The organism is Streptomyces sp. NPDC008139 (assembly GCF_042957025.1).
Classification (GTDB): Bacteria; Actinomycetota; Actinomycetes; order Streptomycetales; family Streptomycetaceae; genus Actinacidiphila.
On the sequence record NZ_JBIBHM010000014.1, the window covers coordinates 121933 to 139398 of the forward strand.

The window sequence follows — 17466 nt, forward strand, 5'->3', positions numbered from 1 at the left end:
GGGAAGATGAATTTTTCTATTCACAGCGAGGTAACATGTCGGCAATCGCCTGCCGTGCCCGATCCGGCCCCCTGCGCGGCGGCCCGTACGAAGGTCAGTTCCGCTCGTGGGAGGCGAGCAGAGTGCGCAGTTGGGCGATGAGATGACTGGGGTCGTTGTCGTCCGTCGGCGCGGCGGGACCGCGCAACGCGTCGGTGACGTCCTGGAGTTGGCTGGCGACATCCGTGTCGTACGCCTGCTCGTGCTCCACGATGCCGCCGGGCTGGCGCAGCCCGACGGTCTTGTCGACGACCTTGCCGATGACGGCGGTCATGGTGAAGGAGAACAGCCCCAGGACGAGGACGGCGACGAGCTGGTCGCCGAGCAGCCCCCACGAGCCGCCGTAGAACAGGCCCTTCTTGCCGGTGACGGCGCCGGTCGCGGCCAGGCCGGCCATCACCATGCCGAACAGGCCGCCCCAGCCGTGGATGCCGACGACGTCCAGGGTGTCGTCCACGCCGAGCCGGTACTTCCAGCTCACCGCGAAGGCGCAGGTCAGCCCGGCGAGGAAGCCGATGACGGTGGCCCATACCGGGCTGACCCCGGCGGCCAGCGGCGTCATGGACACCAGGCCGGTGACCGCGCCCATGGAGATGTCGAGCAGGGTGACGCGCCGGTTGTGCCAGTAGCTGGTCACAGCCCAGCCGATCATGGCCGCGCCCGCCGCGAACTGGGTGTTCACGAAGGCCATGGTGGTGCTGGCGGGCCCGTTCAGATAGGAACCGGCGTTGAAGCCGAACCAGCCGAACCACATCAGGGCCAGGCCGATCACGACCAGCGGCAGATTGTGCGGACGGATCGGCTGACGCTCGAAGTCCTCGCGCTTGCCCGCGACGATGGCCAGGGCGAGACCCGCGGCGCCCGAGCTGAGTTCGACCACGGTGCCGCCGGAGAAGTCGACGGCGCCGACCTCCTTGGCGACCCAGCCGTCGCTGTCGAACACCCAGTGCGCCATGGGCACGTACACCAGCAGCGTCCAGGCGCAGACGAAGGCCGTCCAGCCGCGCATCGTGGCGCGCCCGGCCACCGATCCGCTGATCAGGGCCACGGTGACGATGGCGAAGCTCATGTGGAAGACGGAGTGGATCACGGTGGGCACGTCACCGGTCGCACTGTTGAGGGAGATGCCGCGCAGGAAGGCGTGGTCGAGGGTGCCGATCATGCCCAGCCCCTCGGCGTCGGGGCCGAAGGCGAGCGAGTAGCCGACCGCCCACCAGATCAGCGTGACGACGGCGACACAGGCGAAGCACATCTTGAGCATGGCGATGATCTGACTGGTCCTGACCATGCCGCCGTAGAAGAAGGCGAGTCCCGGGGCCATCAGCAGGACCATGGCCGTGGCCATCATCAGCCAGGCGGTGTTGCCGGAGTCGAAGTGCTGGTTCATGACGGGTCCTCACACGGACGGCCGGGCGTGGCCGCTGATTCGGGTACGAGTACGGCTGCGGATGGGTACGCGGGCGCGGTCATCGGTCGCGCTCGCGTTGTTCCAGGACGTCGAGGATCCTGTTGACGCGGGCCATGTCGTCGTCCGGGGCCGCCGGGGCGCCCACCCGCTCCGGGTGGCGCGGCTCGTCCAGCCGGGCCCTGACCTCGTCCAGCGTCGCGTTGTCGTACGCGATCTCCTCGTCCCGGCCCGGCACGTCCTCGTACTCCACCTTGGTACGGAAGCCGACCGTGCGGTTGACGGCCTGGGCGATGAGCCAGGTGACGACGAAGGAGAACGAGCCGCAGGCCAGCACGGCGACGATCTGGCGCCAGAGCAGATCGAAACCGCCGCCGTAGAACAGGCCCTCGCGTCCGCTCATCGCGGAGGTCGCGAACAGGCCGATGGACACCGTGCCGACGATGCCGCCCCAGCCGTGCACGCCGACCACGTCCAGGGTGTCGTCCACGCCGATCTTGAACTTGAGGTTGATGGCGAAGGCGCACACCACCCCCGCGGCGAAGCCGATGCACACCGCGCCCAGCGGCGACACCTCACCGCAGGACGGTGTGATGGCGACCATGCCCGCGACGGCCGCGGAGGTGACACCGAGCATGTCCACGCTGCCCAGCCGCCACTTCTCGATCAGCGGCCAGCCGATCATGGCCGCGCAGGCGGCGAGTTGGGTGTTGAGGAAGGCGGTGGGCGCCGCGCCCTCCACATGCAGCGCGGATCCCGCGTTGAAGCCGAACCAGCCGAACCACAGCAGGGCCAGGCCGATCACGACCAGCGGCAGATTGTGCGGGCGCACCGGCCGGCGCTCGAAGTCCTTGCGCTTGCGCAGCACGACGGCCGCGGCCAGGCCCGCCGCGCCGGAGTTGAGTTCGACGACGAGACCGCCCGCGAAGTCCAGCGCCTTCAGATGCGCGGACACCCAGCCGTCGGGGGCGAACACCCAGTGCGCCAGCGGTACGTAGACCAGCAGGGTCCAGGCGGCCACGAAGACCAGCCAGCCGCGCATGGTGGCGCGGCCCGCGATGGAACCGCTGATCAGCGCGACGGTGATGATGGCGAACGACATCTGGAAGCAGGAGAACAGCAGCGTGGGGACGCTGCCGTGCAGGTCGGTCATGGTGACGCCGCGCAGGAAGGCGTGGTCGAGGTTGCCGAGCAGGCCCGCGCCGAGGTCGGGACCGAAGGCGAGGGTGTAGCCGACCGCCAGCCACAGCACGGTCACCAGGGCCAGGCAGACGAAGCTCATCTTGAGCATCACCAGCACGTGCTGGGTGCGGACCATGCCGCCGTAGAAGAAGGCCAGGCCGGGTGTCATCAGCAGCACCATCGCGGTGCTCGCCAGGAGCCAGGCGGTGTCGCCCGTGTTGGCGGTGGCGGCCATGAGCAAGGGAAACTCCTGTGAACGTACGGCGTTCGGTCGAGGTCGGCGCCGTTGTCGTCGTCGGCTGGGCGTGCGGGGGTCAGGGCTTGCGCATCGCGGGCGCGGGTACGCCGATCAGCAGCCTGCGTACGCCGTCCCACGCGAGACGCAGCGCGCTCGCGGCGGTCCGCGGGTCGTCGGTGAGCAGCCGCAGCCAGGCCCCGCTGTCGCCGGGCAGCACGCTCACGCCGAAGAGCGCCGGGCTGTCGGCGAGGGCCTCGTGCAGGGTGTCGGCGACGGCCGCGGCCGGTGCGCGCGCGGTGACGACGTAGAAGGTGGACACGATGTCGTGGCCGCCGAGGACGGCCAGGCCGGTCACCGGGGCAGCGCGGGGTTCGAGCCGCATGGCGTCCACGGCGAGGAGCGCGCCGTCGGGGCGCCGGATCTCGACGTCGGAGGCGAAGACCTCGTAGGCGTGGCGCTCGTCGCGCGCCAGGCGGCCCGCGTAGAGCGTCTCCGCGGCCAGGACGGTCGCGGTGGCGTCGGCGGTGACGGTGGTGCGCTGGTAGTAACGGGCCCCGGCGTAGGGGATCGTCGGGTCCGGCAGGTACTCGACGTAGGAGTCGGCCCCGGCGTCGATGGCGACCTGCTGGGTCGCGTAGTCGAACTCCATGCGGTGGACCCTGGTGGCCGTCTGCGTGGTGAGGTGGGTGGCCGCGCCCGGTCCGCAGGTGACGTCGATACGGAGCCGGTCGCCTTGCAGGATGCCGCCGCCGGTCGACATCACCTGTGTGATGGGCAGGTCGGGCCTGGCCGGGTCGTAGTAGAGGGGGCGCATGATCTGGAGCGGGGTCTTCTGGAAGTGGCCGGTCAGTTCCGTCCGTTCGGCGCGGCGCTCGAAGGTCAGCTCCAGCAGCCCGACCTTGCCCGCGTGACCGACCGGCAGGGTGTCGGGCACGGCCGCGTGCCGGCGGACCTCCCGGGGGACGCGCGCGGGTTCGTAGTGCGCCGGGTCCAGCCGGGCGGGGCGCGGCGGCGCGGCGGCCCGGTCGTCGGAGCCCTTCGTACGCACCGGGTGCTCGGGCCCGTCCGGTTCGGCCACTCGTACGGCCGGCGACGGCGCTTGCCGCGGCGCCCGGGCACGAGCGGTGCCGGTGAGGCTCATACGGCGGCGACCTTGCGGTACGTCTCCAGGAAGGTGGCGATCTCCTCAAGACCCTGCCCGCTCAGGCAGTTGGTGAGGATGACCGGCGCGCCGTCGCGTACCCGGTGCGCGTCGGCCTCCATCACCGACAGGTCGCACCGCACGTACTGGGCGATGTCGATCTTGTTGATGACCAGCAGGTCCGACTCGGTGATGCCGGGACCGCGCTTGCGGGGCATCTTCTCGCCCTCGGCGGTGTCCAGCACGAACAGGAAGAGGTCGACCAGGACCGGGCTGAAGGTCAGGGTGAGGTTGTCGCCGCCGGACTCGAAGAGCAGCGTGTCCACGTCGGGGAAACGGTCAAGCAGTTCCGCGCCCGCCGCCAGATTCATCGTCGGGTCGTCGCGCACCGCCGTGTGGGGGCACGCCCCGGTCTCGACGCCCACCACACGCTCGGGGTCGAGCACGCCTTCCAGGGTCCGCCGGACGTGCTGGGCGTCCTCCTGGGTGTAGATGTCGTTGGTGACGACGGCGGGCCGGTGCCCGCGGCTGGTGAGGATCGGCACCAGGGCCTCGATCAGCGCCGTCTTGCCCGATCCCACCGGGCCCGCGATGCCGACGCGCAGGACGTGGCGTTCGTTGTGCATGGGGTGCTGCCTTCCGTCGCTGAATGTGTGTGTCGTGGTGGGGGTCCGGCCGTGCGGCCGGAGTCAGGACATGACGGGGCGTCAGGTCATGAACAGCCGTGCCTGCGCGCGTTCGTGGCGGCCCGACATGACGTCCGCCATCGGTACGCAGCCGCCGAGGTCGGCCAGCTCCGCGGTGAGGGCCCGCCCGACGACCTCCTCGATCACGGGCGCCGTCGCCCGCAGGACGACCTGGGCCCGGACGTGGTCGGTCAGCCGCAGCCGGAGCGCCGCGCCGACGAAGCTGACGGAGAGCGCGAACAGGTCGCCGGTCACCGCCTGTTCCGCGTCCACCCCGGCGGCGGCGTACACCGCGCCCGCGACCGCCGCCTGCGAGCCCGGCGCCCCGCCGCCCGCCACGAGCGCCGCGTAGCGCTCCAGGACGGGTCCGCCGATCACGGTGCCCGCGATGTCGAGGAGTTGGCGCCCGACGCGGGTGGAGGCCACCCGCATCTCGCGGTTGAGCTTGGCCGCGTGCAACCGCTGGTCGACCCGCGCGACCAGGTCCCAGTCCCCCGCGCACACCGCCCGGTGCGTGAGCACCAGGGCGGTGGCGTCGCAGGGACCGATCCCGTGGCGCAGCAGGCCGGCGAGCAGCCCCGGCACCTCGGCCGCCGTCACGGCCTTGGCCTGGGCGAAGCCCTCCAGGCTGTGCGAGAGGGTGTAGAAGCCGCTGGGGAAGGCCGAGTCGGTCAGCTGGAGGCTGACCAGCAGCGCCCCCAGCCGCCCCGACCGCCCCATGACGGAATCGGCCGGAGCGTGCGGGGCGGCCGGGGTGTGGGCGTCGTCCGAGCCGTGCGCGTCGTTCGAAGACGTCATGCCAGGAAGAACAGTTGGGTGAGCGGCAGTTCGCGGGCGGGGTCGATGGTCGTGGGGACTCCGTCCAGCGTCACCTTGTACGTCTCGGGGTCGACGGTGATCTTCGGCAGGGAGTTGTTGCGGACCATGTGCTGCTTGCCCACCGAGCGGCAGTGCCGTACGGGCAGAATCCTGCTCTCCAGGCCGAGTCGCTCCGGGACACCGCCCGCGATGCCCGCCTGGGACATGAACGAGACCCGGGTGGCCTGCTTGGCGCGGCCCTTCGCGCCGAACATCGGCCGGTAGTACACCGGTTGGGGGGTGGGCAGCGAGGAGTTGGGGTCGCCCATCTGGGCCCAGTTGACCAGGCCGCCCTTGATGACCATCTTCGGCTTGGCCGCGAAGGCGTTGATCGGCCACAGCACGATGTCCGCGAGCTTGCCCGCCTCCAGCGACCCGATGTGCTCGGCCATGCCCGCCGCGATGGCCGGGTTGATCGTCATCTTCGCGAGGTAGCGCAGCACGCGCAGATTGTCGTTGCGCTCGCTGTCGCCGTCGAGCTTGCCGCGCTGGTCCTTGCAGTGATGTGCGGTCTGGAAGGCGCGGGTGAAGGACTCGCCGACCCGGCCCATTGCCTGGGAGTCGGAGGAGAAGATGGAGATGACGCCCTCGTCGTGCAGCACCGTCTCGGCCGCGATCGTCTCCGCCCTGACCCGCGAGTCGGCGACGGACACGTCCTCGGGGATGTCGTGGCTGAGGTGATGGCAGACCATCACCATGTCCAGCAGCTCGTCCACCGAGTTCACCGTGTACGGCAGGGTCGGGTTGGTGGACGACGGCAGGACGTTGGGCTCACCGGCGATCCGCATGATGTCCGGGGCGTGACCGCCGCCGGCGCCCTCGGTGTGGAAGGTGTGGATCGTACGGCCGTCGATCGCGGACAGGGTGTCCTCGAAGAACCCGGACTCGTTGAACGAGTCGGTGTGGATGGCCACTTGCACGTCGTACTCGTCGGCGACCCGTAGCGCGGTGTCGATCACGGCCGGGGTGGTGCCCCAGTCCTCGTGCACCTTCAGACCGCACACCCCGGCCTCGACCTGCTCCACCAGCGCGTCGGGCTGCGAGCCGTTGCCCTTGCCCAACAGCCCGATGTTGACCGGCAGATCCTCGGCCGCCTGGTACATCCGGCCGATGTTCCACGGGCCCGGTGTGCAGGTCGTGCCGTTGGTGCCGTCGGTGGGTCCGGTGCCGCCGCCCACCAGCGTGGTGATCCCGTTGCTCAGCGCCGCCTCGGCCTGCTGCGGGGAGACGAAGTGGATGTGCGTGTCGATGCCGCCGGCCGTCGCGATCAGGTGCTCGCCGGAGATGACCTCGGTGCCGGGACCGATGGTCAGCAGAGGGTGGACGCCGTTCTGGGTGTGCGGGTTGCCGGACTTGCCGACCGCCGCGATGAAGCCGTCCTTGACGCCGATGTCGCCCTTGACCACGCCCAGCACCGGGTCCAGCACGACCACGTTGGTGATGACCAGGTCCAACGCGCCCTGGGCGGCGGTGGCCTGCGGGTCCTGGGCCATGCCGTCACGGATGCTCTTGCCGCCGCCGTAGACGGCCTCGTCGCCGTAGAGGCCCTCGTTGAAGTCCTTCTCGACCTCGACGACGAGGTTGGTGTCGGCGAGGTGGAAACGGTCGCCGACGGTCGGGCCGTACAGGTCCGTGTACTGCTTGCGCGGGAGCGTCGCCATCACCGGTCACCCTTCGTCTTGTTCTTCGCGCTCTTCGCGCCCTTGTCGTTCTTCGCGGCGCCGTCGGCGGCGCCCTTGCCCGCGCCGCCGGCGCTGTCCCCCGTCGCGCCCTTGAACCCCAGGGCGACGGCGCGGGCTTCGGCGGCGATCCGGGTGGTGGCCGAGTTCAGGCCGCCGTTGACGAGCCCGCTGAAGCCGACCAGCCGCCGGTGGCCGCCGAATGCGGTCAGCGTCACCTCCCGTGAATCGCCGGGCTCGAAGCGCACCGAGGTGCCCGCAGGGATGTCCAGGTGCATTCCGTACGCGGCCTCGCGGTCGAACTCCAGGGCCCGGTTGGCCTCGAAGAAGTGGTAGTGCGAGCCGACCTGGACCCCGCGGTCACCGGTGTTCGACACGGTGACCGTGGCCGTGGCGCGGCCGGCGTTGATCTCGACGGGATCATCGCCGTACAAGTAATTCGGCATGGCTGGTCTCTCTTTCTCGCGGGAACGGCGGCAACCGGTCGGTTCAGTGCGGGAGATGGGCGTGCGGGTGGCTGTGGGTGTGCGCACCTGGTGCGGAGACGTCGGCGTGCGTGTGGGCGAAGCCGTGGCCGTGGTCGGCGTCCAGGCCCGCGGCGACGCCGTCGTCGCCGTGCGCCAGCCGGTGCAGGGCCTCGGTGCGGCGGGCCGCGACGACCCCCTCGACGGCCGCCCGGCTCAGCAGCGGGCCGCCGTCGACCGCGCCCGCGACCGGCGGGGACGACGTGGTGGGCGGCCCGAACCCGGCAGACAGCAGCAGCACGTCCTCGGCGCCGAGCCGTCGGCAGCGCTCCACGCCCTGCGGCACATCGGGGTCGCCGTCGGTGAAGGCGACCTCGACCCAGCGGTGGCCGCCGTACTGGCGCACCAGCCGGGCCACCCGGAACAGATCGGCGTCGGCGAACGGGTCGGCGGCGGGCGCGGTGACCAGGACGGCGGTAGCCTCTCCCGCGCCCCGGCCCGCGGCGGCGCGCAGCCAGCCGACCAGGTGGTCCTGGGTGCCGAAGGGCGCGCTCAGCACCGTACGTCCGCTGCCGCCGCCCTCCTGTGCCCAGCGCAGCGACCGCGCCGCCTCGGCGACCAGCGCGCGGTCGCGGCCCAGCGTCATGGGGATCACGCAGACCGGTGCGTCGCGCTCGGCGAGCAGGCGGGCGACCGCTTGGGTGAGCGGCGCCCCGGCCGGGACCACGGTGTACGTGTCCCCGGTGCCGCTCCCGGCCCACGGCGCGAGGTCGCGGGCGGCGGCGCTCTCGTGCCCGCCGACGAGCACCACGCTCGCGGCGGCGGCCGGGGTGCGCACCGTGACGGGGCTCGGCGCCGTCATGCCCCGACCGGGTCGTGACAGGACACCAGCTTGGTGCCGTCGACGAATCCGGCCTCCACCTGGAGCAGCGGCAGCATGTCGCGTACGCCCGGCATCACGTCACCGGCGGCGACGACCTGCTTGCCCAGCTCCATGCACTCCGCGACGGAGCGCCCGTCGCGCGCGGCCTCCAGGATGGCCTCGCTGATCAGCGCGCATGCCTCGCTGTAATTCAGCTTCACACCGCGGTCACGGCGCTTGCGGGCCAGATCGGCCACCACGTAGATGAGGAGCTTGTCGACTTCGCGAGGGGCGAGGTTCATCCGTTCACTCTCTTCTTGGGCTCTTCGGCTCTTCGGTTGGGCTCTTCGGCTTCAGGGGTACGGACAGGGGGCGGGAGGTCGCCTGAGGGTGATCACATGCGGGCTGTCACGTGCGGCGCAGGCGCGGGATCGAGGGGACGGCGGCGACGAAGACCACGGCGGTCAGCACGAACGGCCAGGTGAGGGCGTGTCCGCCGAAAGGCGCGACGATGTTGTCGAGGGCGGAGGTCACCACCGTCGCCACCCCCGCGCCGCCGATGGCGTAGACCAGGCTCCAGGGGCCGGGCGCGACGAACACCCCGCACAGCGCCATCGCCACCAGGACCGCGTTGTACCCCAGCAGCCCCTGGCCGACCTCGGCCGCAGGTGCGCCGAGCAGGACCGCGACGGCCAGCGCGGTCGCGCTTCCCACACACGCCATCGCCGCCGCCAGCCGGTTGGCCAGCGCGATGCCGATGAGGAACATCAGGCCGACGTACCACTGGGACATGAAGAAGATCTGGCCGAAGCTGGAGAGGAAGGCGTGCCAGGTCTGATCCCACGTCAGCGCGGTCCGGCCGCTCGCGGTCGCGGGCAGGGCTGCGAGGCTGTGCCCCTGATGCCACGCCTTCTCGAATCCCGGCGCCCCGACGGTCATGACGGTGGTGACCAGGCAGAACGGAATGGTGAACGTCGGTACGTCCCAGGTCCCCAGCATGATCGCCAGCGCCGTCGTCACGACGACCACCAGGCTGGAGGCGAAGACGGCGAGCAGGAACGTCGACCAGTGGCCGGGGCCGAGGAAGACCGAGAAGCCGGTGCCGACCAGACAGCCGTTGAACCCCCGCAGCCCCGCGCCGACCAACGCGTGCTCGATGCCCAGCACGTGGGCCGTCGCGGTGGCGACCGCCGCGCCCAGCAGCCCGTACACCCCGTGCTGCCAGCCCGAGACGAACAGCGCCGCGAGGAACACCGCCCCGCACAGCGCGCTCGGCATGAAGTCCACCTGCGCGATGCCGCGCAGCACCTCCGTCCCGAACGCCAGCGGAGGGCGGTTCTCCAGACGTCCCAGCGCCCCGCCGCCGCTGCCACCGCCCGGTCCGGCCTTGTCGGACATGCAGATTTCCACGCCTTCGGTCAGAACGGCCAGGTGCGACCCCGTGCGCCGTGCATCCGGACAACCGATCAGCACAGATCCGTCTACAAATGGACGAATCGGTGCAATCAGACCAACATCACGGAAGCTAGCAGCGCCGGAGCCGCGCCCGGCGCCGACATGATGGCGCCTTCACCCATTCGGCGACTTGTGTGATGACGTGTCCGCTGACCGGGGGCGCGCAATTTCCGCCCACAGGACGCCAGTTGCCGTTCCGCTCGCACCTTCTCCGGGCGTGCGGACACCTCCCGCGATCCGCGGGCAGGCCGACGGCGCACCCCGGCTCGTCGCGGAAGAGCGGCGTGGAGCGCTCCGCACGGGCCTCCGGCCCCGGCCTCGGGGGCTCGTCCCCGGGAATGTCCTGGACCAGCGGATGGGCGCGCGCTGAGAACGTCCTGGACCAGCCGCTGGGCGCGCGCCAGGAAGCAACGGCCGCTCTCTAGGCGGCCCCGCCGCCCATCAGCCGTCCGAAGGCGGCCGGATCGGCGTCGTATCCGCGGATGTTCCGGTGGAACCGCCACTCCCCCGCGTCCCCGCGGGTGAATTCGGCGACGGTCGCGGCCGTGGCGTCGGCCACATCGGCGAAGTCGTACTCCAGGAGGGCGTTGTATCCCTCCAGCAACCGGATGTCGGGGTTCGCCGCCTGACCGAAGGTGAGCCGGCCGTCGCGCTGCTGGATGGCGACGCCCACCACGACGCGGCCGTACGAGGCCGACAGCCGGTCGAGTTCGATGGTCATGCTCTCGTCGGCGCCGAAGCCCTTGCCGGTCTTGCTGTCGCGGTTCAAGGTGATGGTGCCGTCGGGCGAACGGCTGTCGAAGTACACGAGGTACGCGGGCTCGCCGTGCCGGTCGTCCGTGGCGAACGTCGCGGCGATCAGGTCGAGATCGGTGTCGGGCGAGCCCAACGGACTCGGATCCCACCGCAGTTGGACCTCGATCTTCCCGCTGCCCTTGTTGAGGCTGCTGCTCACCGGGTCTCCCCCTCCTCGGAACCGCGCCAACGTGCGAGAACGTACCCATCGTGCCGGAAGCGAACGTGCCGGATGCACGGGCCGCGCCGCCCGGTCGTCCGCGCCCCGGCCGTGGCCGCATCGCCGACCGCCGGGGTCCATGCCTCGATTAACCACACCGCCGGGCGCGCTGTCCACACCGCCTCCGGCGGCGTCCTGCGTACTTTCACCACCGGGGCGCGCCGCAGCTCCCGGCCCCGCGTACTGGCATAGACCAATGATGGTCACCGGAGTCCCTTCCGCCCCTCGGTTCTACGCGCGTAACGTACCTCGTTGTCATGACCACACCACCAAGGAACCACCCCCCTCGCCCTTGGAGGCGCACATGGACAACGCCGGACACGACTCCCGGCGCCGGTCGGTGCCACGCCGCGCGCTCGCGGCGATCGGCACGCTGACCGCTCTCCTCGCCCTGTTCGTCGCGGCTCCCGGCGCGGCCACCGCGACCTCCCCTTCCGGCGGCGGCAGCCCGACCGCACACCCCGAACTGGACTGGATGGGCTCGACCGTCGCGGCCCACGAGGGCCGGTCGAGCGGCGGCGCGGTGACCCCGAACGCCGCCCAGACCCTCGGCTTCGACGTGAGCCACTACCAGGGCGCCGTCAACTGGGCGGGCGCGTACGCCAACGGCGCCCGGTTCGCCTATATGAAGGCCACCGAGGGCACGACCTTCCGTGACCCCAACTTCTCGGCGAACTACACGGGTTCGTACAACGCGGGCTTCATCCGCGGCGCCTACCACTTCGCGAACCCCAACGCCTCGACGGGCGCGGCCCAGGCCGACTACTTCGTCGCGCACGGCGGCGGCTGGTCCAAGGACGGCAAGACGCTGCCGCCCATGCTGGACATCGAGTACGGGCCGTCGTCCACCTGCTGGGGGCTGAGCCAGGCCGCGATGCGTACCTGGATCACGTCGTTCATCAATGAGGTGCACGCCAAGACCACCCGCTGGGCGACGATCTACACCACGACCAACTGGTGGACGACCTGCACGGGCAACACCTCCGCCTACTCGGCCAACGACCCGCTGTTCATCGCGCGGTACGCCTCCAGCGTCGGCACCCTGCCGGCCGGCTGGCCGTTCTACACCTTCTGGCAGCACGCCGACTCCGGCGTCTTCCCCGGTGACCAGGACTACTTCAACGGGGCGTTGAGCGGACTGCAGAATCTCGCCAACAACACCTGAGCGCCCGACGCCTGAGCGGGCGGCACCTGAGCGGGCGGCACCTGAGCGCGCACGACGGCGGCCCCGCACCCACGGCAGGGAGGAACCGTGGGCGCGGGGCCGCCGCATGCGCGGACGCGGGCCGTCAGCGGACGGCCGCGACGTCAGTGGGAGCTGTGGTGGCCCTCGAACGCGTAGCCGCCACCGGCCTCGAAGCCACCGATCTCACCCTTGACGGTGGTGATCCCGTACGGGCCGCCGAGGTTGGTCTTCTCGAAACCGGCGAAGCCGCCCGCGGTGTGGAAGCCGCCCATCCCGGAGTGACCGCCGTCGTGCGAGACGGCGGCAGCGGCCGGAACAGCCGACAGGAGCCCGGCGGCGGAAACGGCGGCGACGGTGATGGCGATACGACGAAGCATGTCACTCTCCTGTGTGTGGGTGGGTGAGCCTTCACCGTGACCCGGTACCGCCCGGCCCGCACCTCGTCGCGCGCACACGGCTGACGGGCAGCCCCGAACGGGCTACGTGACGTCCGGCGCGGTCAGCGTGAACAGTCCGCCGTCCGGGTCACGGACGACCGCCGACTCCCCCGCGGGGCCCGCGTGGTGCGCCACGACACCGCCGCCGTTGGCGCGGACCGCCCGCAGCGCGGCGGGCAGGTCGCGCAGGGTGAAGAAGACCTCCCAGTGCGGGCGCTCGACGGGGTCGAGCGCGGCCTGCACCGCGCCGCGGCCGAGCCGGGCCACGACCCGCCCCGCGCTGCGCAGCACCACCTCGTCGCCCTCGTACGCCACCTCGCAGGCGCCCGGCCGGTCGCTGGCCCACAGCAGCACCTCGCCGTAGAAGATGGCCGCCTCGAACGGGTCGGGGGTGCGCAGCCGCAGCCATACCGGCTGCTCGTCGCGCCAGCGCGGCCAGGATTCGGAGAGCAGGCCCTCCCAGATGCCGAAGACGGCGCCGTTGCGGTCGGCGGCCAGGGCCGCGCGGCCGGATTCGAAGGCGATCGGGCCGACGGCCACGGTGCCGCTGCGCTCCCTGATCCTGGCCGCGGTCTCGTCGGCGTCCTCGACCGCGAAGTACGGCGTCCAGGCGACGGGCACCTGCCAGGCGGAGGCCAGCTCGGCGATGCCCGCCACCGGCCTGCCGTCGTCCAGCGCGACGCTGAACCGGCCGCCCAGCTTCGTCCCGCGGTAGGTCCAGCCCAGGACCGCCGCGTAGAAGCGGTGGGTCGCGGCCAGGTCGCGCGAGGTCAGACTGACCCAGCACGGCGCGCCGAAGACGGCGTCGCTCGATGTCGCGCCCGTCCCGGGGCGCGGGCTCTGGCGCATGGACACGGCAATCACCACCTGACGGGTTCGACGGAGGGCCGGACGCGTTCCCGCGGGCCGCCGGGCCGGCGGGGCGGATCGTCCTGGTCCGTCCCTCAGTGTGCCGTCGATGGGCCCGGACCTCCTGTCGAGCCGGTCGGACCGTCACGCTCCGTGGCGCCCGGCGCCTGACGGTGAGCGCGTACGGCGCGGCGGCCGGGGGGCGCCGAGGTGCCGCCGGGCGCGTCCTCCGAGGGCGAACACGGTGGAACTGCGGGTGACAGACCGCGTACCTAGGATGGGAGTGGCGGGCCCCGGCGCCATGCCGTGGCCCGGCACCGGTGATCCGCACGAATGGGGGCATGGATGCTGGGGACAGAGCCCAGCGGCGCGACACGGACCGTGATCGTGACCGTCGACGACGATCCCTCGGTGTCGCGTGCGGTCGCACGCGACCTGCGGCGGCGCTACGGCGAGGAGCACCGGATCGTCCGGGCGGAGTCCGGGGAGTCGGCGCTGGAGGCGCTGCGCGAGATGCGGCTGCGCGGCGACGCGGTCGCGGTGATCCTGGCGGATTACCGGATGCCCGCGATGAACGGCATCGAATTCCTCGAACGGGCGATGGATGTGTATCCAGGCGCCCGCCGCGTGCTGCTGACGGCGTACGCCGACACGGGCGCGGCCATCGACGCCATCAATGTGGTGGACCTCGACCACTATCTGCTCAAGCCCTGGGACCCGCCGGAGGAGAAGCTGTACCCGGTGGTGGACGCGCTGCTCGACGCCTGGCGCGCCTCGGACCACCGTCCGGTGCGGGAGACGAAGGTCATCGGCCACCGCTGGTCGGCGCGTTCGTCGGGGGTCCGCGAATTCCTGGCGCGCAATCAGGTGCCGTATCACTGGTACGCCTCGGACGAGCCGGAGGGCCAGAAGCTGCTGGCCGCCGCGGACGAGGACGGGGTACGGCTGCCGGTGGTGATCACCCCGGACGGCAAGCCGCTGGTGGAGCCCACCGACCAGGATCTGGCCAGCAGTGTCGGTCTGGCGACGACGCCCTCGGCGCGCTTCTACGACCTGGTGGTCATCGGCGGCGGCCCCGCCGGTCTCGGCTCCGCGGTCTACGGCGCGTCCGAGGGGCTGCGGACCGTGCTGGTGGAGCGCACCGCGACCGGCGGGCAGGCGGGGCAGAGCTCCCGGATCGAGAACTACCTGGGCTTCCCCGACGGGGTCTCCGGCGGGCAGCTCACCGACCGCGCGCACCGGCAGGCCACCCGCTTCGGCGCCGAGATCCTGACCGCGTGCGAGGTCACGGGGCTCGAGGTCAGCGGCTCGGCGCGGACCGTGACCTTCGCCGACGGCTCCGCGGTCTCGGCGCACACGGTGATCCTGGCGACCGGCGTGTCCTACCGCCAGCTCGACGCGCCCGGCGTGTCGGAGCTGACGGGCCGCGGTGTGTTCTACGGTTCCGCGCTCACCGAGGCGGCCCGCTGCCAGGAGCAGGACGTGTACATCGTCGGCGGGGCGAATTCCGCCGGGCAGGCCGCGGTCTATCTGGCCAGGGGCGCCAAGTCCGTGACGATCCTGGTCCGGGGCGACTCGCTGACCTCGTCCATGTCGCACTATCTGGTGCAGCAGATCGGGGCCACCCCGGCGATCAAGGTGCGTACGCGCACGGAGGTCGTGTCCGCCGAGGGCGAGGACCATCTGGAGCGGATCACGCTGCGCGACACCGCGACCGGCCTGACCGAGACGGTCGACGCGGGCTGGCTCTTCGTGTTCATCGGCGCCGCCCCGCTGACGGACTGGCTGGACGGGGTGGTGCTGCGCGACGAACGCGGGTTCGTCGTGGCCGGTCCCGATCTGGCGCCGCCGGGCGAACGCCCGGTGGACTGGCCGCTGGAGCGGCCCCCGTACCACCTGGAGACCAGCGTGCCGGGGGTGTTCGTGGCCGGTGACGCGCGCGCCGAGTCCGCCAAGCGGGTGGCGTCCGCGGTCGGCGAGGGCGCCATGGCCGTCATGCTCGTCCACCGATACCTGGAGCGGCTATGAGCGTCCAGTACCTGCCGTGCGACGTGGCCGAGCTGCGCTCGCTCTTCTTGTTCGAGAAGCTGACCGACGACCAGTTGGACTGGCTGTGCCGCAAGGGCCGGGTGCAGATGGAGGAGCCGGGCGCCGTCTATCTGGAGGGCGAGCCCGCGACCTGCTTCTACGTGCTGCTCGAAGGCACGGTGGTGATGTCCCGGCGGGTGGGGGCCGACGACGTGGAGGTCTCGCGCACCTCGGACCGCGGGGTGTACGCGGGCGCCTTCCAGTCGTATCTGGGCGACCGGGTGCCGCAGGTCTACAACAGCTCGCTGCGGGTCACCGAGCCGTCGCGCTTCTACGTACTGTCGGCGGACCACTTCGCCGAGCTGATGCGCGAGTGGTTCCCGATGGCCGTGCACATGCTGGAGGGGCTGTTCTTCGGCAACCGCAGCACCAAGCAGGCCATCGGCCAGCGTGAGCGGCTGCTGGCCCTGGGGTCGCTGTCGGCCGGTCTCACCCACGAGTTGAACAATCCGGCCGCGGCGGCGCTGCGGGCCACGGCCACGCTGCGCGAGCGGGTGGCCGGGATGCGGCACAAACTGGGCATGATCGCCGGGGGGCCGCTCGACCGGGCCACGCTCGCGACACTGATCGAGCTGCAGGAGCGGGCGGTCGAGCAGTCCGCGAAGGCCGTGCAGCTCACCCCGATGGAGACCTCGGACCGCGAGGACGCCATCTCCGACTGGCTCGACGACCACGGTGTGACGGCCGGGTGGGACCTCGCGCCGAATTTCGTGCAGGCCGGGCTCGACACGGACTGGCTGGAGCGGGTGGCCGCCACGGTCACGCCCGACACCCTCGACAGCGCGATGCGGTGGCTGAACTACACGGTCGAGACCGAGCTGTTGATGAACGAGATCCAGGACTCCACGGCCCGGATCTCGACCCTGGTCAACGCGGCGCGGCAGTATTCGCAGCTCGACCGGGCGCCGTACCAGGTGGTGGACGTGCACGACTTGCTGGAGAGCACGCTGCACATGCTGACCGGCAAATTCGGTCCGGGCATCAAGGTGGTCAAGGACTTCGACCGTACGCTGCCGAAGATCCCCGGCTATCCGGGTGAGCTGAACCAGGTGTGGACCAATCTCATCGACAACGCGGTGGCCGCGATGGAGGGGACGGGCACGCTGACGGTGCGTACGGCGCTGGACCGCGAGCAGCTTCTGGTCGAGTTCCGTGACACCGGAGCCGGTATCGCGCCGGAGATCCGGGAAAGGATCTTCGAGCCGTTCTTCACCACCAAGCCGGTGGGCGAGGGCACGGGGCTTGGACTCGACATCTCCTGGCGCATCGTGGTGAACAAGCACCACGGCGACCTCCAGGCGGAGTCGGTTCCCGGCGACACCCGTTTCCTGGTCCGCCTGCCGCTCACGGCGGAGCAGCCGGAGGCCGCACCTGATGCCGCGTCCGACGCCCGGCCGGAGGCGGCGCGGCAGGCCAGCTCCGACAGTCCGTCCGACAATCAGCGGGAGCCGTCATGACGACCACCCCAGGTATCGACCCCACCGCCCAGCCCAGCGGGGCCGGTTGCGCCGACTGCGACGCGGCGGGCGGCTGGTGGTTCCATCTGCGCCGCTGCGCCCAGTGCGGGCACATCGGCTGCTGCGACTCGTCGCCCGCGCAGCACGCGAGCGCGCACTCGGCGGCCACCGGCCATCCGATCATGCGGACCTTCGAGCCGGGCGAGGACTGGTTCTGGGACTTCACGACCGACGCGTACGTCGAGACCGACGTGACGCTGGCCCCGCCGCAGAGCCGTCCGGCCGACCAGCCGGTGCCGGGCCCGGCCGGCCGGGTCCCGGCGGACTGGCGCGCCCACCTCAACTGAGCGGCGGACGCGCCGAGTCGGCGTACCGCGCGGGCCGGCGTACGTCGGGCGGGAGCACGTCGTCACGGCGTGCTCCCG

17 protein-coding genes are annotated in these 17466 nt (G+C 71.5%); 4 read left to right on the plus strand and 13 right to left on the minus strand.

The genetic code is table 11. From position 1 onward, the window contains the following. Positions 1–94: 94 nt before the first annotated feature. The 11 genes from ACFZBB_RS27880 to ACFZBB_RS27930 all read right to left on the minus strand — a co-directional run bounded on the left by ACFZBB_RS27880 (position 95) and on the right by ACFZBB_RS27930 (position 10964). Positions 95–1426, minus strand: coding sequence for an ammonium transporter (locus ACFZBB_RS27880; RefSeq protein WP_391127804.1), 1332 nt, complete (start codon positions 1424–1426; stop codon positions 95–97). Positions 1427–1505: 79 nt separating this feature from the next. After that, complete coding sequence (locus ACFZBB_RS27885; RefSeq protein ID WP_391127807.1) at positions 1506–2861, minus strand: ammonium transporter; 1356 nt, start codon at positions 2859–2861, stop codon at positions 1506–1508. 79 nt (positions 2862–2940) lie between these two features. Further along, positions 2941–4005 (minus strand): urease accessory protein UreD, encoded by a 1065-nt coding sequence (locus ACFZBB_RS27890; protein ID WP_391127809.1) that lies wholly within the window; start codon positions 4003–4005, stop codon positions 2941–2943. Then, positions 4002–4631: an urease accessory protein UreG gene (gene ureG / locus ACFZBB_RS27895; RefSeq protein WP_355349715.1), complete on the minus strand. Its 630-nt coding sequence runs from the start codon at positions 4629–4631 to the stop codon at positions 4002–4004. The genes ACFZBB_RS27890 and ureG overlap by 4 nt, the downstream gene beginning before the upstream one ends. A gap of 81 nt (positions 4632–4712) precedes the next feature. Continuing rightward, positions 4713–5411: an urease accessory UreF family protein gene (locus tag ACFZBB_RS27900; RefSeq protein ID WP_391128053.1), complete on the minus strand. Its 699-nt coding sequence runs from the start codon at positions 5409–5411 to the stop codon at positions 4713–4715. 74 nt (positions 5412–5485) lie between these two features. Continuing rightward, positions 5486–7210, minus strand: a complete 1725-nt coding sequence (ureC, locus tag ACFZBB_RS27905) for an urease subunit alpha (protein WP_355349718.1) — start codon at positions 7208–7210, stop codon at positions 5486–5488. Continuing rightward, positions 7210–7674: an urease subunit beta gene (locus ACFZBB_RS27910; RefSeq protein WP_391127813.1), complete on the minus strand. Its 465-nt coding sequence runs from the start codon at positions 7672–7674 to the stop codon at positions 7210–7212. The genes ureC and ACFZBB_RS27910 overlap by 1 nt, the downstream gene beginning before the upstream one ends. 43 nt (positions 7675–7717) lie before the next feature. Next, entirely contained in the window at positions 7718–8554 is an 837-nt protein-coding gene (locus ACFZBB_RS27915) for a sirohydrochlorin chelatase (RefSeq protein WP_391127815.1), read from the minus strand. Next, positions 8551–8856 (minus strand): urease subunit gamma, encoded by a 306-nt coding sequence (locus tag ACFZBB_RS27920; protein ID WP_355349727.1) that lies wholly within the window; start codon positions 8854–8856, stop codon positions 8551–8553. Before ACFZBB_RS27920 ends, ACFZBB_RS27915 begins: the two co-directional genes overlap by 4 nt. A gap of 106 nt (positions 8857–8962) precedes the next feature. Continuing rightward, complete coding sequence (locus ACFZBB_RS27925; protein WP_391127818.1) at positions 8963–9952, minus strand: urea transporter; 990 nt, start codon at positions 9950–9952, stop codon at positions 8963–8965. A gap of 478 nt (positions 9953–10430) precedes the next feature. Further along, positions 10431–10964 carry a TerD family protein gene (locus ACFZBB_RS27930; RefSeq protein ID WP_391052165.1) on the minus strand — a complete coding sequence of 178 codons (534 nt, stop codon included), beginning with the start codon at positions 10962–10964 and terminating at the stop codon, positions 10431–10433. Between the two features lie 364 nt (positions 10965–11328). Here ACFZBB_RS27930 and ACFZBB_RS27935 point away from each other — a divergent pair, with 364 nt between their 5' ends. Next, positions 11329–12189 (plus strand): GH25 family lysozyme, encoded by an 861-nt coding sequence (locus ACFZBB_RS27935; protein ID WP_391127821.1) that lies wholly within the window; start codon positions 11329–11331, stop codon positions 12187–12189. A 143-nt stretch (positions 12190–12332) separates the two neighbouring features. On the opposite strand, the gene ACFZBB_RS27940 is transcribed toward ACFZBB_RS27935, so the two are convergent. Together ACFZBB_RS27940 and ACFZBB_RS27945 are read right to left on the minus strand one after the other, a co-directional pair. After that, positions 12333–12587 carry a hypothetical protein gene (locus tag ACFZBB_RS27940; RefSeq protein WP_391127824.1) on the minus strand — a complete coding sequence of 85 codons (255 nt, stop codon included), beginning with the start codon at positions 12585–12587 and terminating at the stop codon, positions 12333–12335. 102 nt (positions 12588–12689) lie between these two features. Further along, complete coding sequence (locus tag ACFZBB_RS27945; protein WP_391128056.1) at positions 12690–13496, minus strand: VOC family protein; 807 nt, start codon at positions 13494–13496, stop codon at positions 12690–12692. Between the two features lie 345 nt (positions 13497–13841). On the opposite strand from ACFZBB_RS27945, the gene ACFZBB_RS27950 reads away from it, so the two are divergent. The 3 genes from ACFZBB_RS27950 to ACFZBB_RS27960 are packed head-to-tail and all read left to right on the plus strand — an operon-like array spanning position 13842 to position 17388. Continuing rightward, complete coding sequence (locus ACFZBB_RS27950; RefSeq protein ID WP_391127826.1) at positions 13842–15524, plus strand: FAD-dependent oxidoreductase; 1683 nt, start codon at positions 13842–13844, stop codon at positions 15522–15524. Continuing rightward, positions 15521–17041 (plus strand): ATP-binding protein, encoded by a 1521-nt coding sequence (locus ACFZBB_RS27955; RefSeq protein ID WP_391127829.1) that lies wholly within the window; start codon positions 15521–15523, stop codon positions 17039–17041. The genes ACFZBB_RS27950 and ACFZBB_RS27955 overlap by 4 nt, the downstream gene beginning before the upstream one ends. After that, positions 17038–17388 (plus strand): UBP-type zinc finger domain-containing protein, encoded by a 351-nt coding sequence (locus ACFZBB_RS27960; protein WP_391127832.1) that lies wholly within the window; start codon positions 17038–17040, stop codon positions 17386–17388. The genes ACFZBB_RS27955 and ACFZBB_RS27960 overlap by 4 nt, the downstream gene beginning before the upstream one ends. Positions 17389–17466: the final 78 nt, after the last annotated feature.

Bases quoted from the DNA above. Each gene is read 5' to 3' on its own strand.
- ACFZBB_RS27935 (WP_391127821.1), top strand. From the start codon at position 11,329: ATGGACAACGCCGGACACGACTCCCGGCGCCGGTCGGTGCCACGCCGC.
- ACFZBB_RS27945 (WP_391128056.1), bottom strand. From the start codon at position 13,496: ATGCGCCAGAGCCCGCGCCCCGGGACGGGCGCGACATCGAGCGACGCC.
- ACFZBB_RS27910 (WP_391127813.1), bottom strand. From the start codon at position 7,674: ATGCCGAATTACTTGTACGGCGATGATCCCGTCGAGATCAACGCCGGC.
- ACFZBB_RS27915 (WP_391127815.1), bottom strand. From the start codon at position 8,554: ATGACGGCGCCGAGCCCCGTCACGGTGCGCACCCCGGCCGCCGCCGCG.
- ACFZBB_RS27955 (WP_391127829.1), top strand. From the start codon at position 15,521: ATGAGCGTCCAGTACCTGCCGTGCGACGTGGCCGAGCTGCGCTCGCTC.
- ACFZBB_RS27960 (WP_391127832.1), top strand. From the start codon at position 17,038: ATGACGACCACCCCAGGTATCGACCCCACCGCCCAGCCCAGCGGGGCC.
- ACFZBB_RS27880 (WP_391127804.1), bottom strand. From the start codon at position 1,426: ATGAACCAGCACTTCGACTCCGGCAACACCGCCTGGCTGATGATGGCC.
- ACFZBB_RS27920 (WP_355349727.1), bottom strand. From the start codon at position 8,856: ATGAACCTCGCCCCTCGCGAAGTCGACAAGCTCCTCATCTACGTGGTG.
- ACFZBB_RS27900 (WP_391128053.1), bottom strand. From the start codon at position 5,411: ATGGGGCGGTCGGGGCGGCTGGGGGCGCTGCTGGTCAGCCTCCAGCTG.
- ACFZBB_RS27890 (WP_391127809.1), bottom strand. From the start codon at position 4,005: ATGAGCCTCACCGGCACCGCTCGTGCCCGGGCGCCGCGGCAAGCGCCG.
- ACFZBB_RS27885 (WP_391127807.1), bottom strand. From the start codon at position 2,861: ATGGCCGCCACCGCCAACACGGGCGACACCGCCTGGCTCCTGGCGAGC.
- ACFZBB_RS27950 (WP_391127826.1), top strand. From the start codon at position 13,842: ATGCTGGGGACAGAGCCCAGCGGCGCGACACGGACCGTGATCGTGACC.
- ureC (WP_355349718.1), bottom strand. From the start codon at position 7,210: ATGGCGACGCTCCCGCGCAAGCAGTACACGGACCTGTACGGCCCGACC.
- ACFZBB_RS27925 (WP_391127818.1), bottom strand. From the start codon at position 9,952: ATGTCCGACAAGGCCGGACCGGGCGGTGGCAGCGGCGGCGGGGCGCTG.
- ACFZBB_RS27940 (WP_391127824.1), bottom strand. From the start codon at position 12,587: ATGCTTCGTCGTATCGCCATCACCGTCGCCGCCGTTTCCGCCGCCGGG.
- ureG (WP_355349715.1), bottom strand. From the start codon at position 4,631: ATGCACAACGAACGCCACGTCCTGCGCGTCGGCATCGCGGGCCCGGTG.